Below are 19,718 nucleotides of genomic sequence, written 5' to 3'. Positions count from 1 at the left end.
GGCGTACGCCTCAATCCCTATGGAAGCTACGGAAGGAGGTGTGGTAGAATCTTCAGCACCGGGCAGTCTGAGGACGGCAGGGCCCGCTCTTAATATGGCCTCTTCCCTGTCCTAACAATGGGGTCCACCTCATAGCTCCCAGCGGAGGCCTTGACGGGCATGTCGATGAGAGTAGTGGCATCGTTAGCCTGAATCGTTTCCAGGATGATGGCGCTGGTCCCTCTCTTGTCCAGCACCTTGAAAGATATGGTGACCACGGGGCCGGTGCCATTCATTCCCGATGAGTCAACTCCCAGTCAGGTATGAGGGCAAATACAGGATAGGCCACTATCACTGGAGGGTTGAATGCCCGTCGGGGCCGCTTGTGGTAACTTTTCCAGCTGCCACAAGCTCCCTCAGTGCCAGCCCGGAGGAGGGGATTGAAGATAGAAATGGCCATGAACTACTGCACTGTCACCGCCGCGCCCAGTGTCTCTCCCTTGATATCTGGTCTGTAGTAGGAGTAAGCCGTTGAGGTTACACCTTTCGCTTTCACCGGATAGAGTGCTTTAACCTGGAAATCGAAGGCAATCTGCTGGCCCGGCTTCATGTTTTCTACGTAGAAGATGACCTTCCGCCCCGATACTTCATACCGCTTGATGTTCGCCATCTTCTGTGTCACGGCAGTGATAGAATCGGTCACCGGCGCGAAGCCCGTAGGTACCGAGACATCGAGCACAATCATGCCGGCTTCGGAGATGCTCAACTCGGGTAGTGGGTTGAACGCGAGCGATACCGACACCTTGACAAGGTCGTTGACGGCAACCTCGGTGGTGTCATACTTGACGTCAATCTTGAGCATCTGCGCAGCGGGTGTAGCATCCGCTGCCGGGAGATTGAACCGCCGCACTACCTGGCCGATGGCATCGCCCTTGCCGGTCACCGTCATGTCAATGTTGGCATTGACCGGCACCTGCACAATCTGCAGAACATCGAAGTTGTCCCTATTTACCGTCAGTTGTTTATCGATGCCCTGCCCCTTGAGTGTTACTATCAGGTCGACATCCGAGCGCGCGCCGGTGGCATACTCGGTAAGCGCCTGGAGAGTGACCACGGTGTCCTGTGTGGAACCGTAGCCGCCGTAGGCATTCCGCTTTGAGACGAGCCACTTTGAGGCCCTGGAAGCGTTGAAGGCGTCGCCGTGCTTGACCAGCGCGAGCGTGGCATAAGCGGTGGTCTCGATGTCCGCGCTCTTATTGATGTCCGGACGGAACGGCGCCATCATGGCGGGGGCGCCGGCTCTCTGCTGCACTTCGGGCACAGGTACCGGCACGTCCCCGCTGCCCCAGTGCAAACCGTTTTCATCCTCTATCGCAAGGGACATCAGCTTCCTGTAGGCTTCGTCCTTCTTCGGGCTCTTGGCAAATTCAAGGGCGTAGGTCGTGATGGCAACTTCATAGGGGTCGGTCATCGCGGCCAGCCTACCCTCAAGGTACCTCACTGCCTTGCCGCTGCCGTCCTTTTCGCCAGCCTCCATGAGGGCGATTGCCGTGTAGGCGGTGAGGGCCTCCTTGCCCTGAAGCCCGCCCAGCATCTCCTGGTGATGGACGAAGCCTACCGGGTCAAAGGAGCCATCCGCGTTCTGGTGCGAAGTGATCCACTTCGTCGCAGTATCCAGTACGCTTTCGTCGATGTAGAGCAGGCCCTTTGCCTGCGCGAAGCACTTGAGCACAAAGGCCGTCAGCCACAGGCTCCCGGTCTGATCACTCATCCCGAAGGCGCTGAAGCTTCCGTCCGTGCGGCGGTAGGTGAGCTCCCTCTGGTAGCCCGTAATCATCAGCTTCTCCGCCTTTGCCATGATCTCGGGCTTGAGCTGGCCGCTCGATTGCAGGTACTTCGTGATGTAGACATCCGGGGCAAAGACAATCATGTTCTGCTCGCCGCATCCGAAGGGCATCTGCAAAAGGGCATCCAGCCCGTCGATGGTCTGCGTGAGGAAGCTAGAGGTCACGGCGATGTACGCTCTACCTGAATCCGCAACAATTACATCCGGGATTGTCGTATCGATGGACTTGGTGATGCCACCCGCAAGGGTGAGGTTATCGACGATTTCCCGCGCCACGCCCTCGGGTTCGATGATGGTGGTCTTGATAACGGCATCGGCCGCCTGGGGACTGCGCGCGCTTATCTTCACATCCTTGATGCCGAGTTTGGTGGGACGTATCTTGAACTGCACCCCACCGATATCGTTGGCGGCAATGGTCATAGTTTTCGTTGAGTTGTCCAGAAGCTCAAACCAGTCGCTCTTCTCAATATCCACCTGCACATTCTGAGTCGTATCCAGGTAGTTATAGACGGCCACGCTCACCGGGAACTCCTCGCCCCTGATTACCGAATAAGGCAGGTCAATGGTCAGGAAGAATGGCTGGAACACCCTCAGCTCGTCTTCCGCCACGCCGAGCCCCTTCTCCTTTGAGATGGCCACGGCACGAAGTATCCAGGTGGTGATGGAGTCCGGCGCCGTCACCTGCTGGGTGGCTTTGCCGCTGGCATCAGTCTCCAGAGCCGACCACAGCCAGGTCTCCGGGAAGAACTGCCGGACACGCTGTACTTCGGCTAACCCGCCTGCCGCGGCATTCTCCTGTGATGGTGCCGCGGGTGCCGCAGCGGCCATTGGTGGCAGGGCTTCTTTCTGCCCATCCAACATTCCCCCGAAGAACCTCGCAATTCTGCTGAAGATGCCGCCACTCGTGTCTGTCTTGTATTCCTTGCTCTGTGGCACTTTCTTGTTCGTCATCACCAACACGCCGGCATCCTTGAATATATCCTGCGCCCCGGGGACCGTATATGTGGGATAGAAAGAGACCTCGTGGATTTCCGCCTGCGGCTCCATATAGAGCCGCTCTAGCTCATCAAAGACCTGCTGGAGATTGAGCCGGTTTTCAGCCAGAATAAACACTGATTTGTCCACTGCGACGATGCCCACCTTTGCCCGGCCATCTGTCTTGATGTTCAACTGAATGTCTTCGGCGGGCTTCGCTTCCTCTTTGCTGAACTGCGCAGTCACTTGATGCGGATATGCCGCCTCCACCTGAAACGGCAGATAGTCGGCCGCCACTTCTGCGTTGGGTAATATTTGGTAGACCAGCAGTTTCGAACTGGGCGCCATCAATGGCGTGGTGCTAAAGGTAATTTCCCGGCTGGTTGTGTAGTTAGAGAAGACGACCATACCCCGGGAGAGCACTTCATAGTAGAAGTTCACCGCGCGATCGGTGGAGTAGACCTGAAAGGAAATCTTCTGCCCGATCTTCGGTGTTCCTTCAGTCGCCTGTTCGATATGGATGAAATTACCCGATGGCGAGTAAGACGACTGGAGAGTCCTGGAGGCGTAGGCACCGCCGGAGTTGGCTTCAATCATCAGGGCAATGGCCTCCGCCGGCGGAGCGAGTTCAAGGAGCGCCTTACCTTTGGAAGTGCTGAAGTCTTTCTTCTCTGTCTTAAAATCCGCAAACTTATCGTTCATATAGGTGATAGTCGCACTCACCTTGCTATCTACGGGCTGGTTGCCCGGTGTCTCCGTAAGTACCAGGACATTAAGTGGCAGACCGGGTTTGAAGACCGAGCCTTCTGGGATTAGCTGCAGGTTCACCGATGACTGGGCCACCGTAAGCAGGCGGCTTGTCTTTTCGACATAACCGGTTGATTTCTCCGTGACCGTGATATCAAGCTGGACATTCCCCTGTCCGCCTGAAGCCGGCGTGCCCGCCACGTACTGGGCGGCTGGCAGTTCAAAGTCGATTTGACCATCGATTGTCTTCGTCAGGGCAGCATACTGCTGCCACTGCCCGACATATTTGGTGGCGACGATTTTCACCTCGCCCTTGACCGGCTTGCCGAAGCTATACTCCGCGCCGATTTTGCCCTTGATTGGCTCGCTGACCAGAAACCACTCTTTAGGCAGGTCAACGGTGACCTCATACTTAGGCAGGACGTATTCCTCAACGCGCACGTCGAGCTGGTTCTTCGCCTTCTCCGTCACTACATTGATTTTCCAGACCCCGAGATTTGGCTCTTCGGATAGAGGCAGGTCCACGCTTGCCATGCCGTAATCGTCCGTTGTCACTGTTGAGCGGAAAATCTTGATGCCTTTGGCGTCCAGCACATCGACAGTGACCGGTTCGGTGGTCGGTCTCAGTTCCGGGTCAAGGGTGAGCACGCGCATAAGGATAGTCTGGCCTGGCTTATAGATGGGCTTATCGGTTTCCACGAAAACCAGGAAGCTTCTCTCCACGCTGATACTCACTTGGTCGGAAAAAGCGCCGCCTTTGACCTGGAGTTCGTATTTACCATCAGCCACTTTGGGAATATTGAGGGAGACAGTGCCCTTCCCATCAACCGCCTGTCTGGCGCTGGCGACCTTTGTGCCGTCTTTCAGGAGGGTGATTTCAATGTTGTCTCTGACCATCTTATCGCCGGCGAAGAGCGCCAGCGAAATGGCTTCCGTGCGGCCGCTGTGCAGGACTTTGGGAACAATCGCAACATAACTGCTCGCTGCCTGTACCGGTCGACACGCGGACAAAAGCTCGAAGACGAACGCAACTACCATTAGGAGTCCCGCTGCCCTGATAAGTCTGTGTTTCATGGCCAGACCTCCTTGCCCGTTTTTTCCAACCCAGCCATCATATATAACGCAGTCCCGCGACAGAAGTTACTCTTGTGAATCAGTTCTCCACTTCCTGGCAGGCGGCGTCATTATATGCTAGCGCCTTGTCAATATCCACCGACGAGTGTCCTTCCCCCGAGAGTTGCGCCAGCTTATTGCACTCGTCTCGCCACTCCTCTCCATATGCCCTCACAGAGCTTGTCCCTGAACGGCCCGCGAATTTGACGCAGCCGCCCGGGGATACGGTTCATGATATAATACGAGCACAATGGCAAGCAGATATGGCAGAGAATAGGGCAACTGTTGAAATTCATCTGCAACCCGGGGCCAAAAGGAACGAGGTGGTGAGTCTGAGGGATGGTGTCCTCCGGGTAAGGGTGACGGCACCACCTCTGAAGGGTCAGGCCAACAGTGCACTGCTTACACTTGTGGCTGAGCTGCTGGCGACGCCAAAGAATAGCATCGCCATTACCCGGGGCTATGCCAGCCGACACAAGGTTATCACTATCCAGGGCCTAAGCCCGGAGAATCTTGCAGAGAAGCTTGCCCAAGCCTTGTCCCGAAAGCAACCTTCGCATTGATGAGACCCGGTGCAACAAAAGCGAGGATGTCCATGTTTACTTCCTGGTGAGGCCCGAAAAGGTCTGCAGGACAGACTTTGACTGTGCGTGGCTGGAGTCCGCCGGCCTTAAGGCAGGTCACACTATCAGAACAAAGGGCACAACTATAGCTACCACACCGGTGAAAACTGTCGCTAGGAGGAAGAGGTCGTATCTCGTGGCATAGTTGCTCAAGAGAGACGCATCGTAATACCCTTCGACGCCCTGGTCCTTGTACATCCTCAGCAGACCATTTATCAGCTTTATCCTTGACTGCTTTCCCTTCTCCAACCCCACCATGACGATGAAGTTGACCACGACCAGGAGAGAGAGAAAGATGAAAAACACAGTCCACTCAGTAGCGGAATTATCATCCCCTGCAGCCACGGCAGAATTGATGGCCAGGGTCAGCAGGTTGAGAAAGATGGCGGTAAGGACAAAGACTGTGTCCGTGCGTTCTGCTGGAGCTCGGCTATGATATGCTGATGAACTCGCTCTAGCATATGCCCTCCAAAACTAGTGCTATCCTTTATGAGGCAGTCTATCCCTTCCTTCGGACCCTGTCAATTATTGGGCAGCCTGCCAATCGAGTGTGCTATACTCCTGGTAGATAGGAGTCCCGCTTTTCCCAGGGGAGGTAAAGCTGTGACAGCTAAGAGAGGGATAGTCCGGCTCATGGGTGGGGCAGTGGATGAGGCGACTTTGAAGGCGGACCTGGAGCGCTACTGCCAGATGGCCGTGGAGTTGGGGGCTTCGGGGGCGGTCATCATCCCTGCCAGTTGGGTCACCGTAGATGAGCGGGTGCGGCTGAAGTGCGTGGTGCCCCGCTGTATCCGGGCGGGGGAGACCCCCTGCTGTCCTCCCTATGCCCCGGAGCTGGACCTGGTGCGCCGGGCCCTGAGCCGTTTCCCCTGGGCCATATTGCTCAAGGGCGATGTGGGACCGATAGAGGAGTATGCCCCGGGGAAGGGGACCACCAGGGGGGAGAAAAGGAAGACCCTCCTCTACCACCAGAAAAGCGCCGAGGTGGTCTATGAGGTGGAGCGCCAGGCCTACAAGGATGGCTATCATCTGGCCATGGGGTTCGGCGGTGGTTCCTGCAAGGACTACCTGTGCCGGGGGGTGATATGCCAGTTCCTGGACAGCGGGCGGTGCCGTTTTCCCCAACGGGCCCGGCCGACCATGGAGGGGGTGGGCGTGGATGTCCACTCCCTTATCAACCGGGTTGGCTGGGAATCCTACGCTCTCCTGGATGACCTCAGCCTCGTCCCCTGCGCCATCACCGTGGGCATAGTCTTTATTTGTTAGGTGAGGTGAAAATGGCAGAGATAACCACCGTGTTGGAGGAATACCTCTCGGAGGACCCTCGCCGGTGGGGAAAGCTAGCCAGCGATGTCCAGTGGCGCCGGTTACAGCTTCTGACACTGCGGGAGATCCTCCTGGAACTCAGGAAGCTGAACCAGGGCATTGAACAGCTCAAGGGGAAGGGGCTGGGGGGCTGATGCGCCTGGTGCTCATCGGGCAGGGGGCCTTTTGCGCCCGGGTGCTGGAAGGTCTGGCGGGGCGGGGGGAGGAGGTGGTGGCGGCCTATACGGTGCCAGACCCAGGGCGGGCCCAACCTGTGGTGGAGGCGGCCAGGAAAGCGGGCAGCCCTGTTTTCCAGCCTACCAGTATGCGCGCCCCCGAAGTATATGAGCAGCTCTGCTCCCTGAAACCCGACCTGGGGGTGATGGCCTTCGTCACGGATATTGTGCCCAGTAATATCCTGGAATGCCCCCGGCTGGGCACCGTTCAGTACCACCCCTCATTGCTCCCTCGCCACCGGGGCGCCAGCGCTATCAACTGGGCCATTGTCCAGGGGGAAAAGCGCACCGGGCTTACCATTTTTTGGGTGGACCGGGGCATAGACACCGGGCCTATCCTCCTTCAGAAGGAGGTGGAGATAGGCCCCGACGACACGGTAGGCTCCCTCTACTTCAACCAGCTCTTCCCCCTGGGAGTGGAGGCCCTGCTGGAAGCCGTCTCCCTGGTAAAAGCCGGCAAGGCCCCCCGCATCCCACAGGACGGGCGGCTGGCGACCTACGAGCCCCCCTTCGAGGAGAAGCATGCCCTCATAGACTGGCGGCAGCCGCTGGACCGGGTCTATGACCTCATCCGCGGCAACAACCCCCATCCCGGGGCCACTACCCTCTTCCGAGGCAGGAAGCTCAAGCTCTACGACTCGGAGAAGCTGCCCGGGGTCCAAGGAGGGCCGGGGGGGGTGGTGGAGGTGGGGGAAAAGGGCTTTACCGTCGCCTGCCCCGGGGGGGCCATCCTGGTGAAGCGGGTCCAGCCAGAAGGGGCAGGCAAGCAGCCTGCCCCCGAGTTCGCCCGCCAGGCGGTCCTCACCCCGGGGGATCGGCTGGGCAGTTGAGCCCCCGGGGTATCTAATCCCACGGGGGGGAACCTTTCCCCTGCCCTCCTATGCCCGGGCTTACGGCTCTTTAGAACAGGCCCTTGACCTTTCCTGTCTTGGTATCGACATCCACCCGTCGGAAGGCCGGGTCGGAGGCGGTTCCGGGCATCAAACTGATGGTGCCGGTCATAGGGCAAAGGAACTTAGAGCCTGAGAAAATCAATATGTCCCTCACGGGTAATGTCCAGCCCTTGGGTACTCCCTTCTTGGTCGGGTCATGGGTGAGACTTAGATGGGTCTTGACCATCATTGTCATGTAGCTGTCATACTGGGGGTCGGCCTCCAGCATCTTGGCCTTGGCCTCAGCTTCCGGAGTCCAGGAGACGCCGTCGGCCCCGTAGACCAGCTTGGCAATCTTCTCCACCCGCTGGCGCAGCTTGGTCTCCAGCGGGTACAGGAACTTGAAATCGGCCTTGTCCTTGCAGGCTTCCATGACCACATCGGCCAGCTCCAGAGCACCCTCGCCACCATAGCGCCAGTGCTCCGAGACGGCGCAGCGGGCACCGGCCCCTTCGGCTGCCTTCCGCACCATGGCGATTTCGTCTTTGGTGTCGGTATGGAAAACGTTTATGCAGACAACCGGGTTAATCCCGGAAGCCTTGATGGTGTTGATGTGGTGGAGCATGTTGGGCAAGCCCTTCTCCAAGAGGGCCAGGTTCTCCTTGGTGTATTCCTGGGGCAGGGGCAGGCCGGCGGTCACCGTGGGCCCGCCGCCGTGCATTTTGAGGGCCCTTATGGTGGAGGTTAGGACCGAAACATGGGGCTTGAGCCCGCTCAGGCGGCATTTGACGTTCCAGAATTTCTCAAAGCCGATGTCGGCAGCGAAGCCGCTCTCCGTGACGTGATAGTCAAACAGCTTCAGGCCGAGACGGTCGCTGATGATAGAGGACTGGCCCACGGCAATGTTGGCAAAGGGGCCGGCGTGGACCATGCAGGGTTGATACTCAACCGTCCAGCACAGGGTGGGGTTGATGGTGTTGCGCATCCAGGCGGTCATGGCCCCACCCACTTCCAGGTCGCCGGTGGTGACAGGCTTGCCCTTCCTGTCAAACGCCACCGTAATCTTGTCCATCCGCTCCCGCATGTCGGCCAGGTCCTTGACTATGGCAAGCATGGCCATGAGCTCTGAGCTTACGGCGATGCCGAACTTGGACTGCATGAGAAAGCCGTCCATCTTCCCGCCGAGGCCGATAATGATATTCCTTAGACTCTGGGCGCAGAAGTCCATGATCCAGCCCATCTCTACCCTGCTTGGGTCCACATCCAACCTGCGCAGGCCCCGCTTGGTCAGTTCTGCATCGTCGTAGTTGCGCTCGTGCTGCATCCTGGCGGTGAGGGCTATCATGGCCAGGTTGTGGGCGTTCATGATGTCGTTGATGTCTCCGGTGAGACCCAGGGAGAACTCGGTCATGGGGATGAGCAGGGCGATGCCGCCCCCCGCCGCCGTACCCTTGATGTTCATGGTGGGGCCGCCGGAGGGCTGACGGATGGCACCGCCCACGTTCTTGCCGCGCTTGCTAAGTCCCTCTATGAGTCCCATGGTGGTGGTGGTCTTTCCCTCACCCAGAGGCGTTGGTGTAATGGCAGTGACCTCAATGTACTTGCCATCGGGCTTGTTCCCAAGACGGCCCAGCAGCTTCATAAAGTCCAGCTTGCATATCTTGCCGTAGGGTATGATTTCATCCTGCTGTAGCCCGAGCCTTTCCCTCGCCTGCTCAATCGTGGGCATCCCCTCTTCCGCCGCCTGCCCGATTTCCCAGTCCTGCATCTTTGTTGGGTCGTATTTCCCGCTGGTTTTCATAGGCCTCCTCCTTTTCTTATTTCAGCCGTCTGGGGTTACTTCGCCCTCCTCCGGGCTGCCTCAATCGTATTGTGGAGCAGCATAGTGACGGTCATCGGGCCAACACCGCCGGGGACGGGGGTAATGGCCTCGGCCTTCTCCTTGATAGCGTCAAAATCCGCATCCCCCACCAGCCTGAACCCGGACTTGGCCGTGGGGTCAGGGATGCGGTTCACCCCCACATCTATGACTACCACCCCCGGCTTGACCATGTCGGCCTTGATGAGACGGGGGCTTCCGGCAGCCGCGATGAGGATATCGGCCTGGCGGGTGAACTGGGCGATGTCCCCGGTGCCCGTATGGCACACGGTAACAGTGGCATTGGCCCCCTTGGCCTTCTGGACCAGCATGGCCATGAGGGGCTTGCCTACGATGCTGCTCCTGCCACAGATGACCACGTGCTTCCCCGCCGGGTCGTAGCCGCTGCGGAGCAGGAGCTGGACTACCCCGTGGGGGGTGCAGGGAAGGAAATCGGGCTGGCCGATGAGGAGCTTGCCTACATTCACCGGGTGGAAGCAGTCTACATCTTTGGCCGGGTCCACGGCCGAGGTCATCTTCTGCTCGGGGATGTGCTTCGGCAGCGGAAGCTGCACAAGGATGCCGTGGAAGCGGGCATCTTTGTTCAGGCGGGAGACAAGGTCAAAGACCTCCCCCTCCGTGGCCGTGGCCGGGAGGCGGAAGGTCTCTTCATGGACCCCCACCTCCTCCGCCCCCTTGGCCTTGGCGGATACGTAGGAGACGGAGGCGGGGTCTTCTCCCACCAGCACCACCGCCAGGGCGGGGGTGATGCCCTTGGCCTTCAACTCCTTTACCTTCTCCTTGAGCTCGGTCCGGATCTCCTCGGCAATCTTTATCCCTGAGATTATCTTGGCTGTCATGTGTTCCGTTCCTTTCTATTTGGCTTTCGCCATTTCTTTCAGGGTGGGGAAGAGGCCGCAACTCTTGGGCTCATCGCAGTAGGTCAGCTTGTAGCACTTGGGCCGCAGCTCCTCCCCGATGGTGGGGGCCACCCGCTTCACCTCCGCCTTTATCCTCTCAAAGAGCTCTATTATCTCCCACTGGGAGCGGGGGCAGAGGCGGAGGGCGGCGGCATGGAGGAGCTCTCTGGCGTTCATGGTCATCACCAGGTTGGTCTCCGCCCCGCCGGGCAGGATGTAGCGGGCGTCCTCCATGGGGATGCCCGCCTTGACCATCTCCTGGTAGAACTGGTGGGCCTTCCTCACCATCTCCTGGTAGCGGGCCCGCATCTCGGGGTTAGCGGAGAAGGAGGAAGGGGTGACAAACTTCGGCTCCTTGAGGTGGACATATCGCTGGCTCTGCTGGGAGTAGCTGGCCAGGCGGTGGCGCACCAGCTGGTGGCTGCAGGCCCGGGAGATGCCCTCAATTGAAAAAGTGAAGCTGGCGTGCTCCAGGGGGGAGAGGTGCCCGGCGGAGATAAGGTGCTTTATCATCCGGGAGGCATAGTCCGGGGTCAGCTTGTCCATGATTTCGGTCGCTGTGGCATCGGCGGAAGTGGAACGGGTGGCCGCAGCTATAATCAGCTCCGGCTCAGGGGTATAGCGGAGGAGCCTCACCTGCACGCCTGTCTCTACCTCGCCAAAAGGGGATTATAGCACGCCCCCAGGGAGAGGACAATGGTTTGTGATTCCTGGTTCAAGTCTTCCTCAGGACTTCCATGAAGGCTTCCTGGGGGACCTCCACCTGGCCGATGCGCTTGAGCTTCTTCTTCCCCTCCGCCTGCTTCTGGAGGAGCTTGCGCTTCCGGGTGACATCCCCGCCGTAGCACTTGGCAATGACGTCTTTTCTCATGGCCTTCACTGTCTCCCTGGCGATGACCCTCCCCTCCACCGCCGCCTGAATGGCCACATCAAAGAGCTGACGCGGGATGAGCTTCCGGAGCCTGCTCACCAGGGCCTTCCCCTCCGGGTGGGCCTCCCCCCGGGGGATGATGCGGGAGAGGGCATCCACCGGCTGATTATGGACCAGGACCTCCAGCTTCACCAGCCGGCCGGGGCGGTAGCCGACGAGGACATAGTCCATGGAAGCATAGCCCTGGGTCCGGGACTTGAGCTGGTCGTAGAAGTCGGCCAGCAGGGTCCTGAGGGGTATTTCGTACTTGAGGAGCACCCTCTCCCAGGGGGAGGCCCTGTGGCCCAGGTATTCCATGCCAACGGACTCCCCCCCCCGCCCCGTGGCCAGCTCCATCACCGGCCCGATGAACTGGCTGGGGGTGACGATGGAGACCGCCATCCAGGGCTCCCTTATCTCCTGGATGTCCTGGGGAGGGGGCAGAGAGGAGGGGCTTTCCACCCTTGCCTCGGAGCCGTCCCTTTTCAGCACCTGGAAGGCCACGCTGGGGGCGGTAACCAGGAGGGCCAGGCCGAACTCCCTCTCCAGCCTCTCCCTCACGATGTCCAGGTGGAGGAGCCCTAAAAATCCGCAGCGGAAGCCGAAGCCCAGTGCGGAGCTCTGCTCCGGTTCGTAGGCCAGGGAGGCATCGCTGAGCTTGAGCTTCTCCAGGGCCTCACGAAGGGGCTGGTAGCCCCCCGGGTCTATGGGGTAGAGGCCGGCGAAGACCATGGGCTTGGCCGGGCGGTAGCCCTGGAGGAGCTCCTGGGCGGGCCGGGCCTCGGTGGTGATGGTGTCCCCCACGGGGCACTCCTCCACCGCCTTCAGCCCTGTGGCCACATACCCCACCTCCCCCGTCCCTAGCCCCTCGGCGGGCACGGGGGCGGGGTGGAAGAAGCCCACCTCCAGCGCCTCCACATCTTTCTTGAAGGCCATCAGGCGGAGCTTCTCCCCCACCCTCACCTCCCCGTCCACCACCCTGACATAGGCCACCACCCCCTTGTAGGGGTCATACTTGGAGTCAAAGATTAGGGCCCGCAAGGGCCCGGCGGGGTCGCCCCTCGGAGGGGGAAGGCGCTGCACGATGGCCTGGAGGAGCTGGGGGACCCCCGTCCCCTCCCTGGCCGAGACATGGAGGATTTCTCCCCGCGGGAAGCCCAGGACCTCCTCTATGGACTGGGCCACCTCTTCCGTCCGGGCGTTGGGGAGGTCAATCTTGTTTAGCACCGGGATGACGGTGAGGTCCTGCTCCATGGCGTAATAGACATTGGCCAGGGTCTGGGCCTGGATGCCCTGGGAGGCATCCACCACCAGCACGGCCCCCTCGCAGGCCGCCAGGCTGCGGGAGACCTCATAGGTGAAGTCCACATGCCCGGGGGTGTCGATGAGATTAAGCTGGTAGGTTTTGCCGTCCGGGGCGAGGTACTCCATCCTGACGGCCTTGGCCTTGATGGTGATGCCCCTCTCGCGCTCCAGGTCCATCTGGTCCATCACCTGCTCCCGCATCTCCCGCTTCTGGATGGTGCCGGTGAGCTCCAGGAGGCGGTCCGCCAGCGTGGACTTCCCGTGGTCAATATGCGCGATGATACAGAAATTGCGGATATGGTGCATAGCGCTATTATATTAGCACAGGCCTATAGGCAACCGCTTAGCGAGAGAGGCTTGCTCTTCGCAGTTAGTAGAGTTGGAACCAGATGCCACCAGTTCCGTCATAGTTGCGGGCGAAGGTAAGAACCGGCTTGGCGTCGGATTCAGCCACTATGACAGCTGCCCAGCCTTCGTGCCAAGCCCCAGCATACAGCCTGACGCTTAGCTGGGGCTCCGGTAGGACTACAACCGCATCCTCGTATTGCCTGCCTTCAGACGAAATGGCCTTGAAGTCCCACTCTGAGAGGTAGTAACTCGCGTCCGTGGACGGCCCCTTTGAGTATTCAAACCTGATTCTGGCCAGAATGTACTCGAAACCTGCCGTGGGTGCGTCATTGGACCTGTTGGCAGCCTGAATTCGCTTCCAGGCTTCTTCCCCCCGGATGACTTCCTGCAGCGTGACCCTAACATCGTATGCATCAGCACCCCGCTTCATGCTGACAGCAAGGTCCGTGCCTATCGGGGCGGGATTGAGACGGCTATAGCCTTGTTGGGGAGCCAGTGTGACGGTCAGCGTGGGCGCAGGAGGGGTGCGGATGACGATCTCAGTAGCAGGGGGAACCGGGGTGAGCGCGGGTGTTGAAGCGGCGGAAGGCCCAATTCCGGTGCTGATTTCTTCAACGTACTTGGCCTTCACCCAAGGCAATGTTACCTTCCAGCCGGCAATCGACTCATACGTGTACGCCCCTTGGACCTCCCCCCAGATTTGAACGATGTCATCCTCTACAGCCAGCGTTATTCCGTCATAGGTCACGTAGATGGTGTCGTCCCAGCCGTAGGTCGCTTTTGTGATGTTCATCCTGATCGTGGTGCTCTGTCCTCTCTCCATGATCTGCACAATCTCGCCCTTATACGCTACCTTAATGCCCTTGTACTTGTCGGGGCTCTTGTCCAACTCGTTGAAAGCCAGGTCGCTTCTGCAGTCAGCCTTGTATTCGTCAGGAGACATAGCGCGCGGCGGGGCCGTTGCCGTTCTCGCCGTTGCTGCGGCCGTACGGATCGTCGCCCCGGGTGTTGACAGCGGTGTCGGAGGAGGCGTCTCCGAAGAGAGCGCTAAGCCTACGACAAACAAGCAGAAACCACCCCCGGCAACTAGCACCCAGTTTCTAAGTCCTCTCTTCCTTATGGCGTTGATGGCCAGCATCGCAACGCCAACTAACATAGCAAGAAGACCGCCCAAACCTAAGAAAGCGTCCATGAGCGACTCCTCCCGAACTCCTTCGTGGCGAGTTCTTGTCTTCCCGACGCCTCCGTGACCCCTTGGTGGGGAGGGGGGGATTTGAACCCCCACGCCCGAGGGCACGTGGTCCTAAGCCACGCCTGTCTGCCATTCCAGCACCTCCCCGCCCCCCTATTATATGAAATCCCACCAGCCAGGGCTAGCTGAACCAGGAGGGCAAGTGGTCTAACACCCAGGCCCCGGCGTAGGCATAGCCCAGGTGCTTTATGACCCTCCCCGCCCCCCCGAAGAGGATAAACTTCCACAACGGGAATCTGAGTGCCCCGGAGGCCATCCCCGCCACATCAAAGAGGGGGTTGGGTATGATGGCCAGGACAAAGATGGTCCAGCTGCCCCACCTCCTCATCCACCCCTCCACCCGGGCATACCCCCGGGTCTTCTCCACCGCTGCCCTGCCCCCAAAGCCCAGGAGATACCCGTTCATCTCCCCCAGGGTCCCCCCCAGGGCCGAGGCCACCCCCACCCAGAAGGGGTTCAGTACCCCCGCCAGAGCCATCACCGATAGCCACCCCGGCGCAGGAAGGACAATGGTAGCCGAGGCCAGGGCCGATATGATAAAGGCCCCCAGGTAGCCATATTCCTCCAGCCATCCCACCCGGTCCCTGAAGGCGACAATGAAGACCGTCAGCCCAACCGAAAAGACCACCGCCAGGACCTGCCCCAGCCGGACCAAGGCCACCCCCTTCATTACAAGCTGTAAGCGTTTTCTTTAGAAAATGTTCACTTAAACTATGTTTGGAACAAAGCTTGGAATTATCCAAGAACTGCGCCAGAACATATGTTACAAAGCTATGGCGGGCAAACGCCCATATTCTGGGCCGTTCATCCGTTGGAGTCAAGGGCTGGGCCTTGGAGGGTTTTGCTGGTGGAGGGGAACTGATAAAATCCCTGGGGTTAAGGATATGCTGTCGAGGCTTGTTTCTTCCCAGGGGGCGGGGCTGGCGACGCTGCTGGCCAATATGGCCATTGAGACCTCGGTCATTTTCCTCCCCCTTTTTGCCCAGGAGCTGGGGGCCTCCAGGCTCCAGGTTGGCATAATCGGGGGGGCTTATGGGGTTGCGTTTCTCCTGTCCTCTCTGGCCTTCTCCCGCCGGGCCGATGTAAAGGGGAGGCTCCCCTTTGTCCGGGTGGGTCTGGGGCTGGGGACTCTGGCCTTTGCCGTCCAGACCCTGGTGGGGGACCCCTTCACTTTGATGCTGGCCCGGGCTCTGGTGGGGTTCTGCCTGGGCATTTCATCGGCGGCCCTCATAGCATACAACTACGAGGTAGGGGCCGGCACGGGGAGGTTTGCTTCCTTCGGCTCCCTGGGCTGGCTCCTGGGGGCAGTGGTGGCCATCTTTCTCCAGAGCTATGACGGTCTCTTCCTCTTGAGCTCCGCCTCCTGTGGTATGGCCTTTGTCATCTCCCTGCTGTTGAAGGAGAATGGGAGCCGTTTTACGATGTTGGCTACCACCCTGGAGGTGGTCCGCCGCAATTTCCGGGTGTATTTCTCCTTCTTTCTCCGGCACCTGGGGGCCAACATGGTCTGGGTAGTCTTCCCCCTTTTCCTGGCCAGCCTGGGGGCCAGCAAGCCCTGGATAGCTGTTCTCTCGGGGATTAACACCGGGGGGCAGTTCGTTGCCATGATGTTCGCGGAGAAGCTCAGGGAGTCCCGCCTGTTTCTCCTGGGGATGTTTCTCTCGGTTTTGGTCTTCCTGCTCTATTCCCAGGTGACCCACTATCCCCAGGTCATCCCGGTCCAGGCCCTCCTGGCAGTGGCTTGGTCCTGCCTCTATGTGGGAGCGCTCTTACTCTTGCTGAAGAAGAATGAGGAGAGGGCCACCTCGGTGGGTTTCCTCTTTTCCGTTATCAGCCTTACGGGGGCGGTGGGGCCTTTCCTGGGGGGGCTGGTGGCCCAATTCTGGGGCTATTCGGTGCTGATGTATATTGCCGCCGGCCTCTGTGCGGCGGGGCTGGGGATAGCGATGATGAGGGGGAGGTAGTCAGCAGCAGGAGGACCCTTTGGAGCATTCCTCTCCGGGGATACCAGAGCATTCCTTGAACTCGCCGAAGTGCTCATCAAAGCTGCCTGTCACGGTAAAGTAGGGGGCAAACCTGGTCCGGGAGAGCATCCGGGCGGTAGAGCCACAGACCCGCCGGGGCTTGTCCTTGTAGAAAATGTGGGCCCTATCCAGTTCGAATCTGAGGGGGGACTCCTTAAGTCCGCCCTTGTAGGTGGCCTCATGGCCGTAGTCCTCGCAGGCGTCCTCCGGCCCTTCCAGCTTCCAGAGCCGGTAGGTGATGGCATAGAAGGTGATGTTTCCCACCAGGCCCTTTACGTCTTTGTTCTGGATGGCAATAGTGCGCCTGGAAACCAGGCGGGAGTCGGGGAAGCCCACCCTCCTGGCCATCCTCTCAAAGTCCCGGTAGTAGAGGGCACCCCCCAGACACTCGCCGTAGAGGACAGGGTCCCTTCTCAGCCCCTCAGGGATTCTCCTGTCGGCGTAGATATCGGAGAAGTAGAACTCCCCGCCGGATTTCAGGGCCCGATATATCTGTCTCAGGACCCCTTCCTTGTCCTCCACCAGGTTGACCACGCAGTTGGAAATGATGAGGTCTAAGGACTCTTCAGGGAAGTTCTTCTCAATGTTCTCCACGTCGTCCAGAATGAAGTCCACATTGGGCCTTTCATAACCGAACCTCTTTGTCATCTCGGGCACATGCCGTTTGGCCACCTCTATTTGCCTTTCGGTCATATCTATCCCGTAGACGTGGCCTTCCTCACCGACCAGCCTGGACAGGACAAAACAGTCCCTCCCCGTCCCGCAACCCACATCCAGGACCCTCAGGCCATCCACACCTGGCGGTATGGGAGAGCCGCAGCCATAGTATTTCATCCTGACCTCATCGGGGATGAGGGGGAGCACTTCCCCGATGTAGCTGGGAAGGTCACCGGGGGTGCAGCAGGCGCTGGTCTTGAGGTCTTGTGTCTCTTTTATCTCCCCACCGTAGTATCTCTTCACCCCTTCTTTCATATCCGACTCCTGGCCTGCTTCCGCCAGAGTGCCATGGCAGCTGCTCCCCCCCTGAGCGGTGCAGGCGTAGCAGTGTTCACCGAGGCTCACATCGGAGGCAAAGCGGTCCAGGTCGATTTCCCAGAACTTCGCCTTCTCATAGCCCATTATTCTCATCCCCAGGGCCAGGTTGAAATCGCAGTCATAGACATTCCCCTCGTCGTCCACGGAGAGCAGACTCCGGCACATCAGCCTATCCAGGGTCCTGGGATTGTAGCTCTCCTTAAGGAGCCTGAGATACTGCTGGTATCCACCCTGTCGTAGAAGGAGGTCTTTGAACCGCCCTATGGGGCAATTTGCCAGGGTGATGAGCCGGTTGAAATGGACGGAGGATTGCCTTTCAAGAAGGTCGTGGAACTCCTTTTCCAGCACCCTCTCCGCCGGGGGCAGGTAGTCTCCTACTGGATTATAGGCCAGGTCCAGCTGGAGCCCGTTGGTGCCATACCCCATCTCATTGAGCTTCCGGAGGACGCGAATGCTGGAGCGAAAGGCACCCTTTCCTCTCTGCTGGTCGGTGACCTCTTCAAGGGGAGAGGGCAGAGATGCTACCAGACGGACCCCGTATCTCTGGTAGATATCGAGATAGAAGGAGTAGCTGGGATGTTCCAGGATGGTAAGATTGGTCCTGACCGTCAGCTTCTTCCCGGACTCTGAAAGCCGTTCAATGAAAGCTTTGAGGTTTGGGTTCATCTCCGGGGCGCCGCCGGTGAACTCAATGCTGAGGACCTGGGATTTTCTGAGGGCTTCCATTATCTTCTGGGCAGTAGCGGGGGCCATATCTCTCGTCCCTGTGGGTGAACCTTCCATATGGCAGTGGGAACATGCCTGGTTGCACCGATTTCCCAGATTGACCTGAATGACATCTACCCTTGTCCTGGGGAGCCTTTGAGCTTCCAGGCTTTGTTCCATGTTATCTCGCCCCAGCCGCATAGGAAAATCTTAGCAGAAAGGCGGCCGGGCCGCAACGGCTGACCGCCGCAGTTGCCTCGCCTTCCGGGGACAACTATACTGGTGGGGTAATGCGGGGCTGGACGGCACTTGTCCTGGCGGGGGGACGGGGTGAAAGGCTCCGGCCATTCACAGAAGACCGCCCCAAACCTATGGTGCTCATCAACGGTAAACCACTCCTCCATTACCATCTCAGCTGGCTTCAAAGGGAGGGCGTGGCCACGGCCTATGTCCTCTGCGGCTATAAGCACGAGGTAATCCGGCAATACTTCGGGATTGGGGAGTCCGTGGGGATGTCGCTTCACTATGTTGTTGAGGAGGAGCCTCTGGGCCGGGGCGGCGCCCTCAAGCGGGGCCTGTCCCTTCTGACGCCCGGAATCGAGATGGTGATTGTCACCAATGGGGACATCATCACCGACCAGTCGCTGGAGGAGCTGGTCCGGGCCCACCAGGGGTACAAGGGCCTGGCCACCGTCATGCTATCGCCTCTGGTCTGCCCCTGGGGCATCGTCGTGGCCGAGGAGGAGGGGAGGATACGGGACTTCCTGGAGAAGCCAGCCCTTCCCTACTGGGTCAACGCTGGCGTCTATGTGATGGCCCTGGCCATCAGGGCATACCTGCCCGACCGTGGGGACCACGAGACCACCACCTTTCCCGCCCTGGCCCGGGAGGGCAAGCTATATGCCTTCAAGAGCTCTGCCCTCTGGCTGGCGGTGGATACGGTGAAAGACCTGAACGAGGCCTGCCGGCTGCTTGCCCCTCGCGGCCAGGCCGGGCCTCTTCTGCCTTGACAGGGGGAAAGGTGGGGAACTAGAATAGGTTGAAGCCGAGGTAGCTCAGGTGGTAGAGCACGCGACTGAAAATTGCGGTGTCGGCGGTTCGACTCCGCCCCTCGGCACCAGAGCCTCAGGGCCGAAGTGGCGGAACAGGTAGACGCGAGGGTCTCAAAAACCCTTGGGGGGAAACTTCCGTGTCGGTTCGAGTCCGACCTTCGGCAGGCCTGATGCCGAGTGGTGTAGCGGTAGCACGGGGGACTTTGGATCCCATGTGCTACCCCACCCTTTAGATAACCCCGATGTCAACCCGCTACCAGCCCCGCTTCCTCCCCCACACCCGCGCGGCTGTGCCTCGCGCCTGGGCCTATGCTTTCTGCCACCTCATACTGTAATATTACTTGTCTGTCCTGTCAAGACGCATCCCCCTTCCGAGCCGGAGCAGGCTATGGTAGAATAGCATTGGCAGAAAGCGAAGCCCGGGCTGAGGCATAAAGACGTGCCCCCAAGTGTGGTGCCTGGGCTGCTTTCTGCCAGAAAGTGCCTCAGCCACACGAGGGGGCACCCAATTTGTAGGGGGGTCCCCGCCCTACGTCTGTTAGAGTACCACAGGAGGGTAAAGAGACGAGTTCAGAAAAGCTTCAATTCTGTCAAGGTTGGTTAGGATGTGGTG

At 59.4% G+C, this 19,718-nt stretch carries 15 protein-coding genes, 3 tRNA genes and 1 pseudogene; 8 read left to right on the top strand and 11 right to left on the bottom strand.

The features are described 5' to 3' along the window. Positions 1-89: 89 nt before the first annotated feature. Positions 90-275 carry a hypothetical protein gene (locus KJ624_04300; protein MBU2009047.1) on the bottom strand — a complete coding sequence of 62 codons (186 nt, stop codon included), beginning with the start codon at positions 273-275 and terminating at the stop codon, positions 90-92. A 167-nt stretch (positions 276-442) separates the two neighbouring features. Further along, positions 443-4,621, bottom strand: a complete 4,179-nt coding sequence (locus KJ624_04295; GenBank protein ID MBU2009046.1) for an alpha-2-macroglobulin — start codon at positions 4,619-4,621, stop codon at positions 443-445. Positions 4,622-4,923: 302 nt separating this feature from the next. Here KJ624_04295 and KJ624_04290 point away from each other — a divergent pair, with 302 nt between their 5' ends. Next, entirely contained in the window at positions 4,924-5,223 is a 300-nt protein-coding gene (locus tag KJ624_04290; GenBank protein ID MBU2009045.1) for a DUF167 domain-containing protein, read from the top strand. 117 nt (positions 5,224-5,340) lie between these two features. Here KJ624_04290 and KJ624_04285 read toward each other — a convergent pair. Beyond that, positions 5,341-5,744: pseudogene (locus KJ624_04285) on the bottom strand (hypothetical protein). A 142-nt stretch (positions 5,745-5,886) separates the two neighbouring features. Between KJ624_04285 and KJ624_04280 the strand changes: the two are divergent. Genes KJ624_04280 through KJ624_04270 form a run of 3 tightly spaced genes read left to right on the top strand, consistent with a single transcriptional unit; the run spans position 5,887 to position 7,654 of the window. After that, positions 5,887-6,549, top strand: coding sequence for a DUF2284 domain-containing protein (locus KJ624_04280; protein MBU2009044.1), 663 nt, complete (start codon positions 5,887-5,889; stop codon positions 6,547-6,549). Between the two features lie 11 nt (positions 6,550-6,560). Further along, complete coding sequence (locus KJ624_04275; GenBank protein MBU2009043.1) at positions 6,561-6,743, top strand: hypothetical protein; 183 nt, start codon at positions 6,561-6,563, stop codon at positions 6,741-6,743. Then, the gene (locus KJ624_04270; GenBank protein MBU2009042.1) at positions 6,743-7,654 is read left to right on the top strand and encodes a methionyl-tRNA formyltransferase; all 912 of its coding nucleotides are present in this window, start codon (positions 6,743-6,745) and stop codon (positions 7,652-7,654) included. Before KJ624_04275 ends, KJ624_04270 begins: the two co-directional genes overlap by 1 nt. A gap of 70 nt (positions 7,655-7,724) precedes the next feature. Here KJ624_04270 and KJ624_04265 read toward each other — a convergent pair whose 3' ends face one another. The 7 genes from KJ624_04265 to KJ624_04235 all read right to left on the bottom strand — a co-directional run bounded on the left by KJ624_04265 (position 7,725) and on the right by KJ624_04235 (position 14,944). After that, positions 7,725-9,497, bottom strand: coding sequence for a formate--tetrahydrofolate ligase (locus KJ624_04265; protein MBU2009041.1), 1,773 nt, complete (start codon positions 9,495-9,497; stop codon positions 7,725-7,727). 35 nt (positions 9,498-9,532) lie between these two features. After that, positions 9,533-10,414, bottom strand: coding sequence for a bifunctional 5,10-methylene-tetrahydrofolate dehydrogenase/5,10-methylene-tetrahydrofolate cyclohydrolase (locus KJ624_04260; GenBank protein MBU2009040.1), 882 nt, complete (start codon positions 10,412-10,414; stop codon positions 9,533-9,535). A gap of 15 nt (positions 10,415-10,429) precedes the next feature. Further along, on the bottom strand, positions 10,430-11,110 hold the full coding sequence (gene thyX / locus KJ624_04255) for an FAD-dependent thymidylate synthase (GenBank protein ID MBU2009039.1): 681 nt from the start codon (positions 11,108-11,110) through the stop codon (positions 10,430-10,432). Positions 11,111-11,189: 79 nt separating this feature from the next. Continuing rightward, positions 11,190-12,995, bottom strand: coding sequence for a translation elongation factor 4 (lepA, locus tag KJ624_04250; protein MBU2009038.1), 1,806 nt, complete (start codon positions 12,993-12,995; stop codon positions 11,190-11,192). Between the two features lie 64 nt (positions 12,996-13,059). Further along, positions 13,060-14,229, bottom strand: coding sequence for a hypothetical protein (locus KJ624_04245; protein ID MBU2009037.1), 1,170 nt, complete (start codon positions 14,227-14,229; stop codon positions 13,060-13,062). 63 nt (positions 14,230-14,292) lie between these two features. Further along, positions 14,293-14,376, bottom strand: a tRNA-Leu gene (locus KJ624_04240). A gap of 34 nt (positions 14,377-14,410) precedes the next feature. After that, positions 14,411-14,944, bottom strand: a complete 534-nt coding sequence (locus tag KJ624_04235; protein MBU2009036.1) for a VTT domain-containing protein — start codon at positions 14,942-14,944, stop codon at positions 14,411-14,413. A 229-nt stretch (positions 14,945-15,173) separates the two neighbouring features. Between KJ624_04235 and KJ624_04230 the strand changes: the two genes are divergently transcribed. After that, the gene (locus tag KJ624_04230; protein ID MBU2009035.1) at positions 15,174-16,253 is read left to right on the top strand and encodes an MFS transporter; all 1,080 of its coding nucleotides are present in this window, start codon (positions 15,174-15,176) and stop codon (positions 16,251-16,253) included. Here the strand turns inward: KJ624_04230 and arsS are convergent, their stop codons facing one another. Beyond that, positions 16,254-18,233 carry an arsenosugar biosynthesis radical SAM protein ArsS gene (gene arsS / locus KJ624_04225; protein MBU2009034.1) on the bottom strand — a complete coding sequence of 660 codons (1,980 nt, stop codon included), beginning with the start codon at positions 18,231-18,233 and terminating at the stop codon, positions 16,254-16,256. 110 nt (positions 18,234-18,343) lie between these two features. On the opposite strand from arsS, the gene KJ624_04220 reads away from it, so the two are divergent. The 3 genes from KJ624_04220 to KJ624_04210 all read left to right on the top strand — a co-directional run bounded on the left by KJ624_04220 (position 18,344) and on the right by KJ624_04210 (position 19,269). After that, the gene (locus KJ624_04220) at positions 18,344-19,063 is read left to right on the top strand and encodes a nucleotidyltransferase family protein (protein MBU2009033.1); all 720 of its coding nucleotides are present in this window, start codon (positions 18,344-18,346) and stop codon (positions 19,061-19,063) included. A gap of 34 nt (positions 19,064-19,097) precedes the next feature. Further along, positions 19,098-19,173: transfer RNA gene (locus tag KJ624_04215), tRNA-Phe, on the top strand. Positions 19,174-19,183: 10 nt separating this feature from the next. After that, positions 19,184-19,269 (top strand) — tRNA-Leu (locus KJ624_04210). Positions 19,270-19,718: the final 449 nt, after the last annotated feature.

It is taken from the genome of Chloroflexota bacterium, assembly GCA_018825785.1.
In the GTDB taxonomy this organism is placed as follows: Bacteria; Chloroflexota; Dehalococcoidia; order JACVQG01; family JAHKAY01; genus JAHKAY01.
This window is presented reverse-complemented; position numbering and strand designations above follow the sequence as displayed.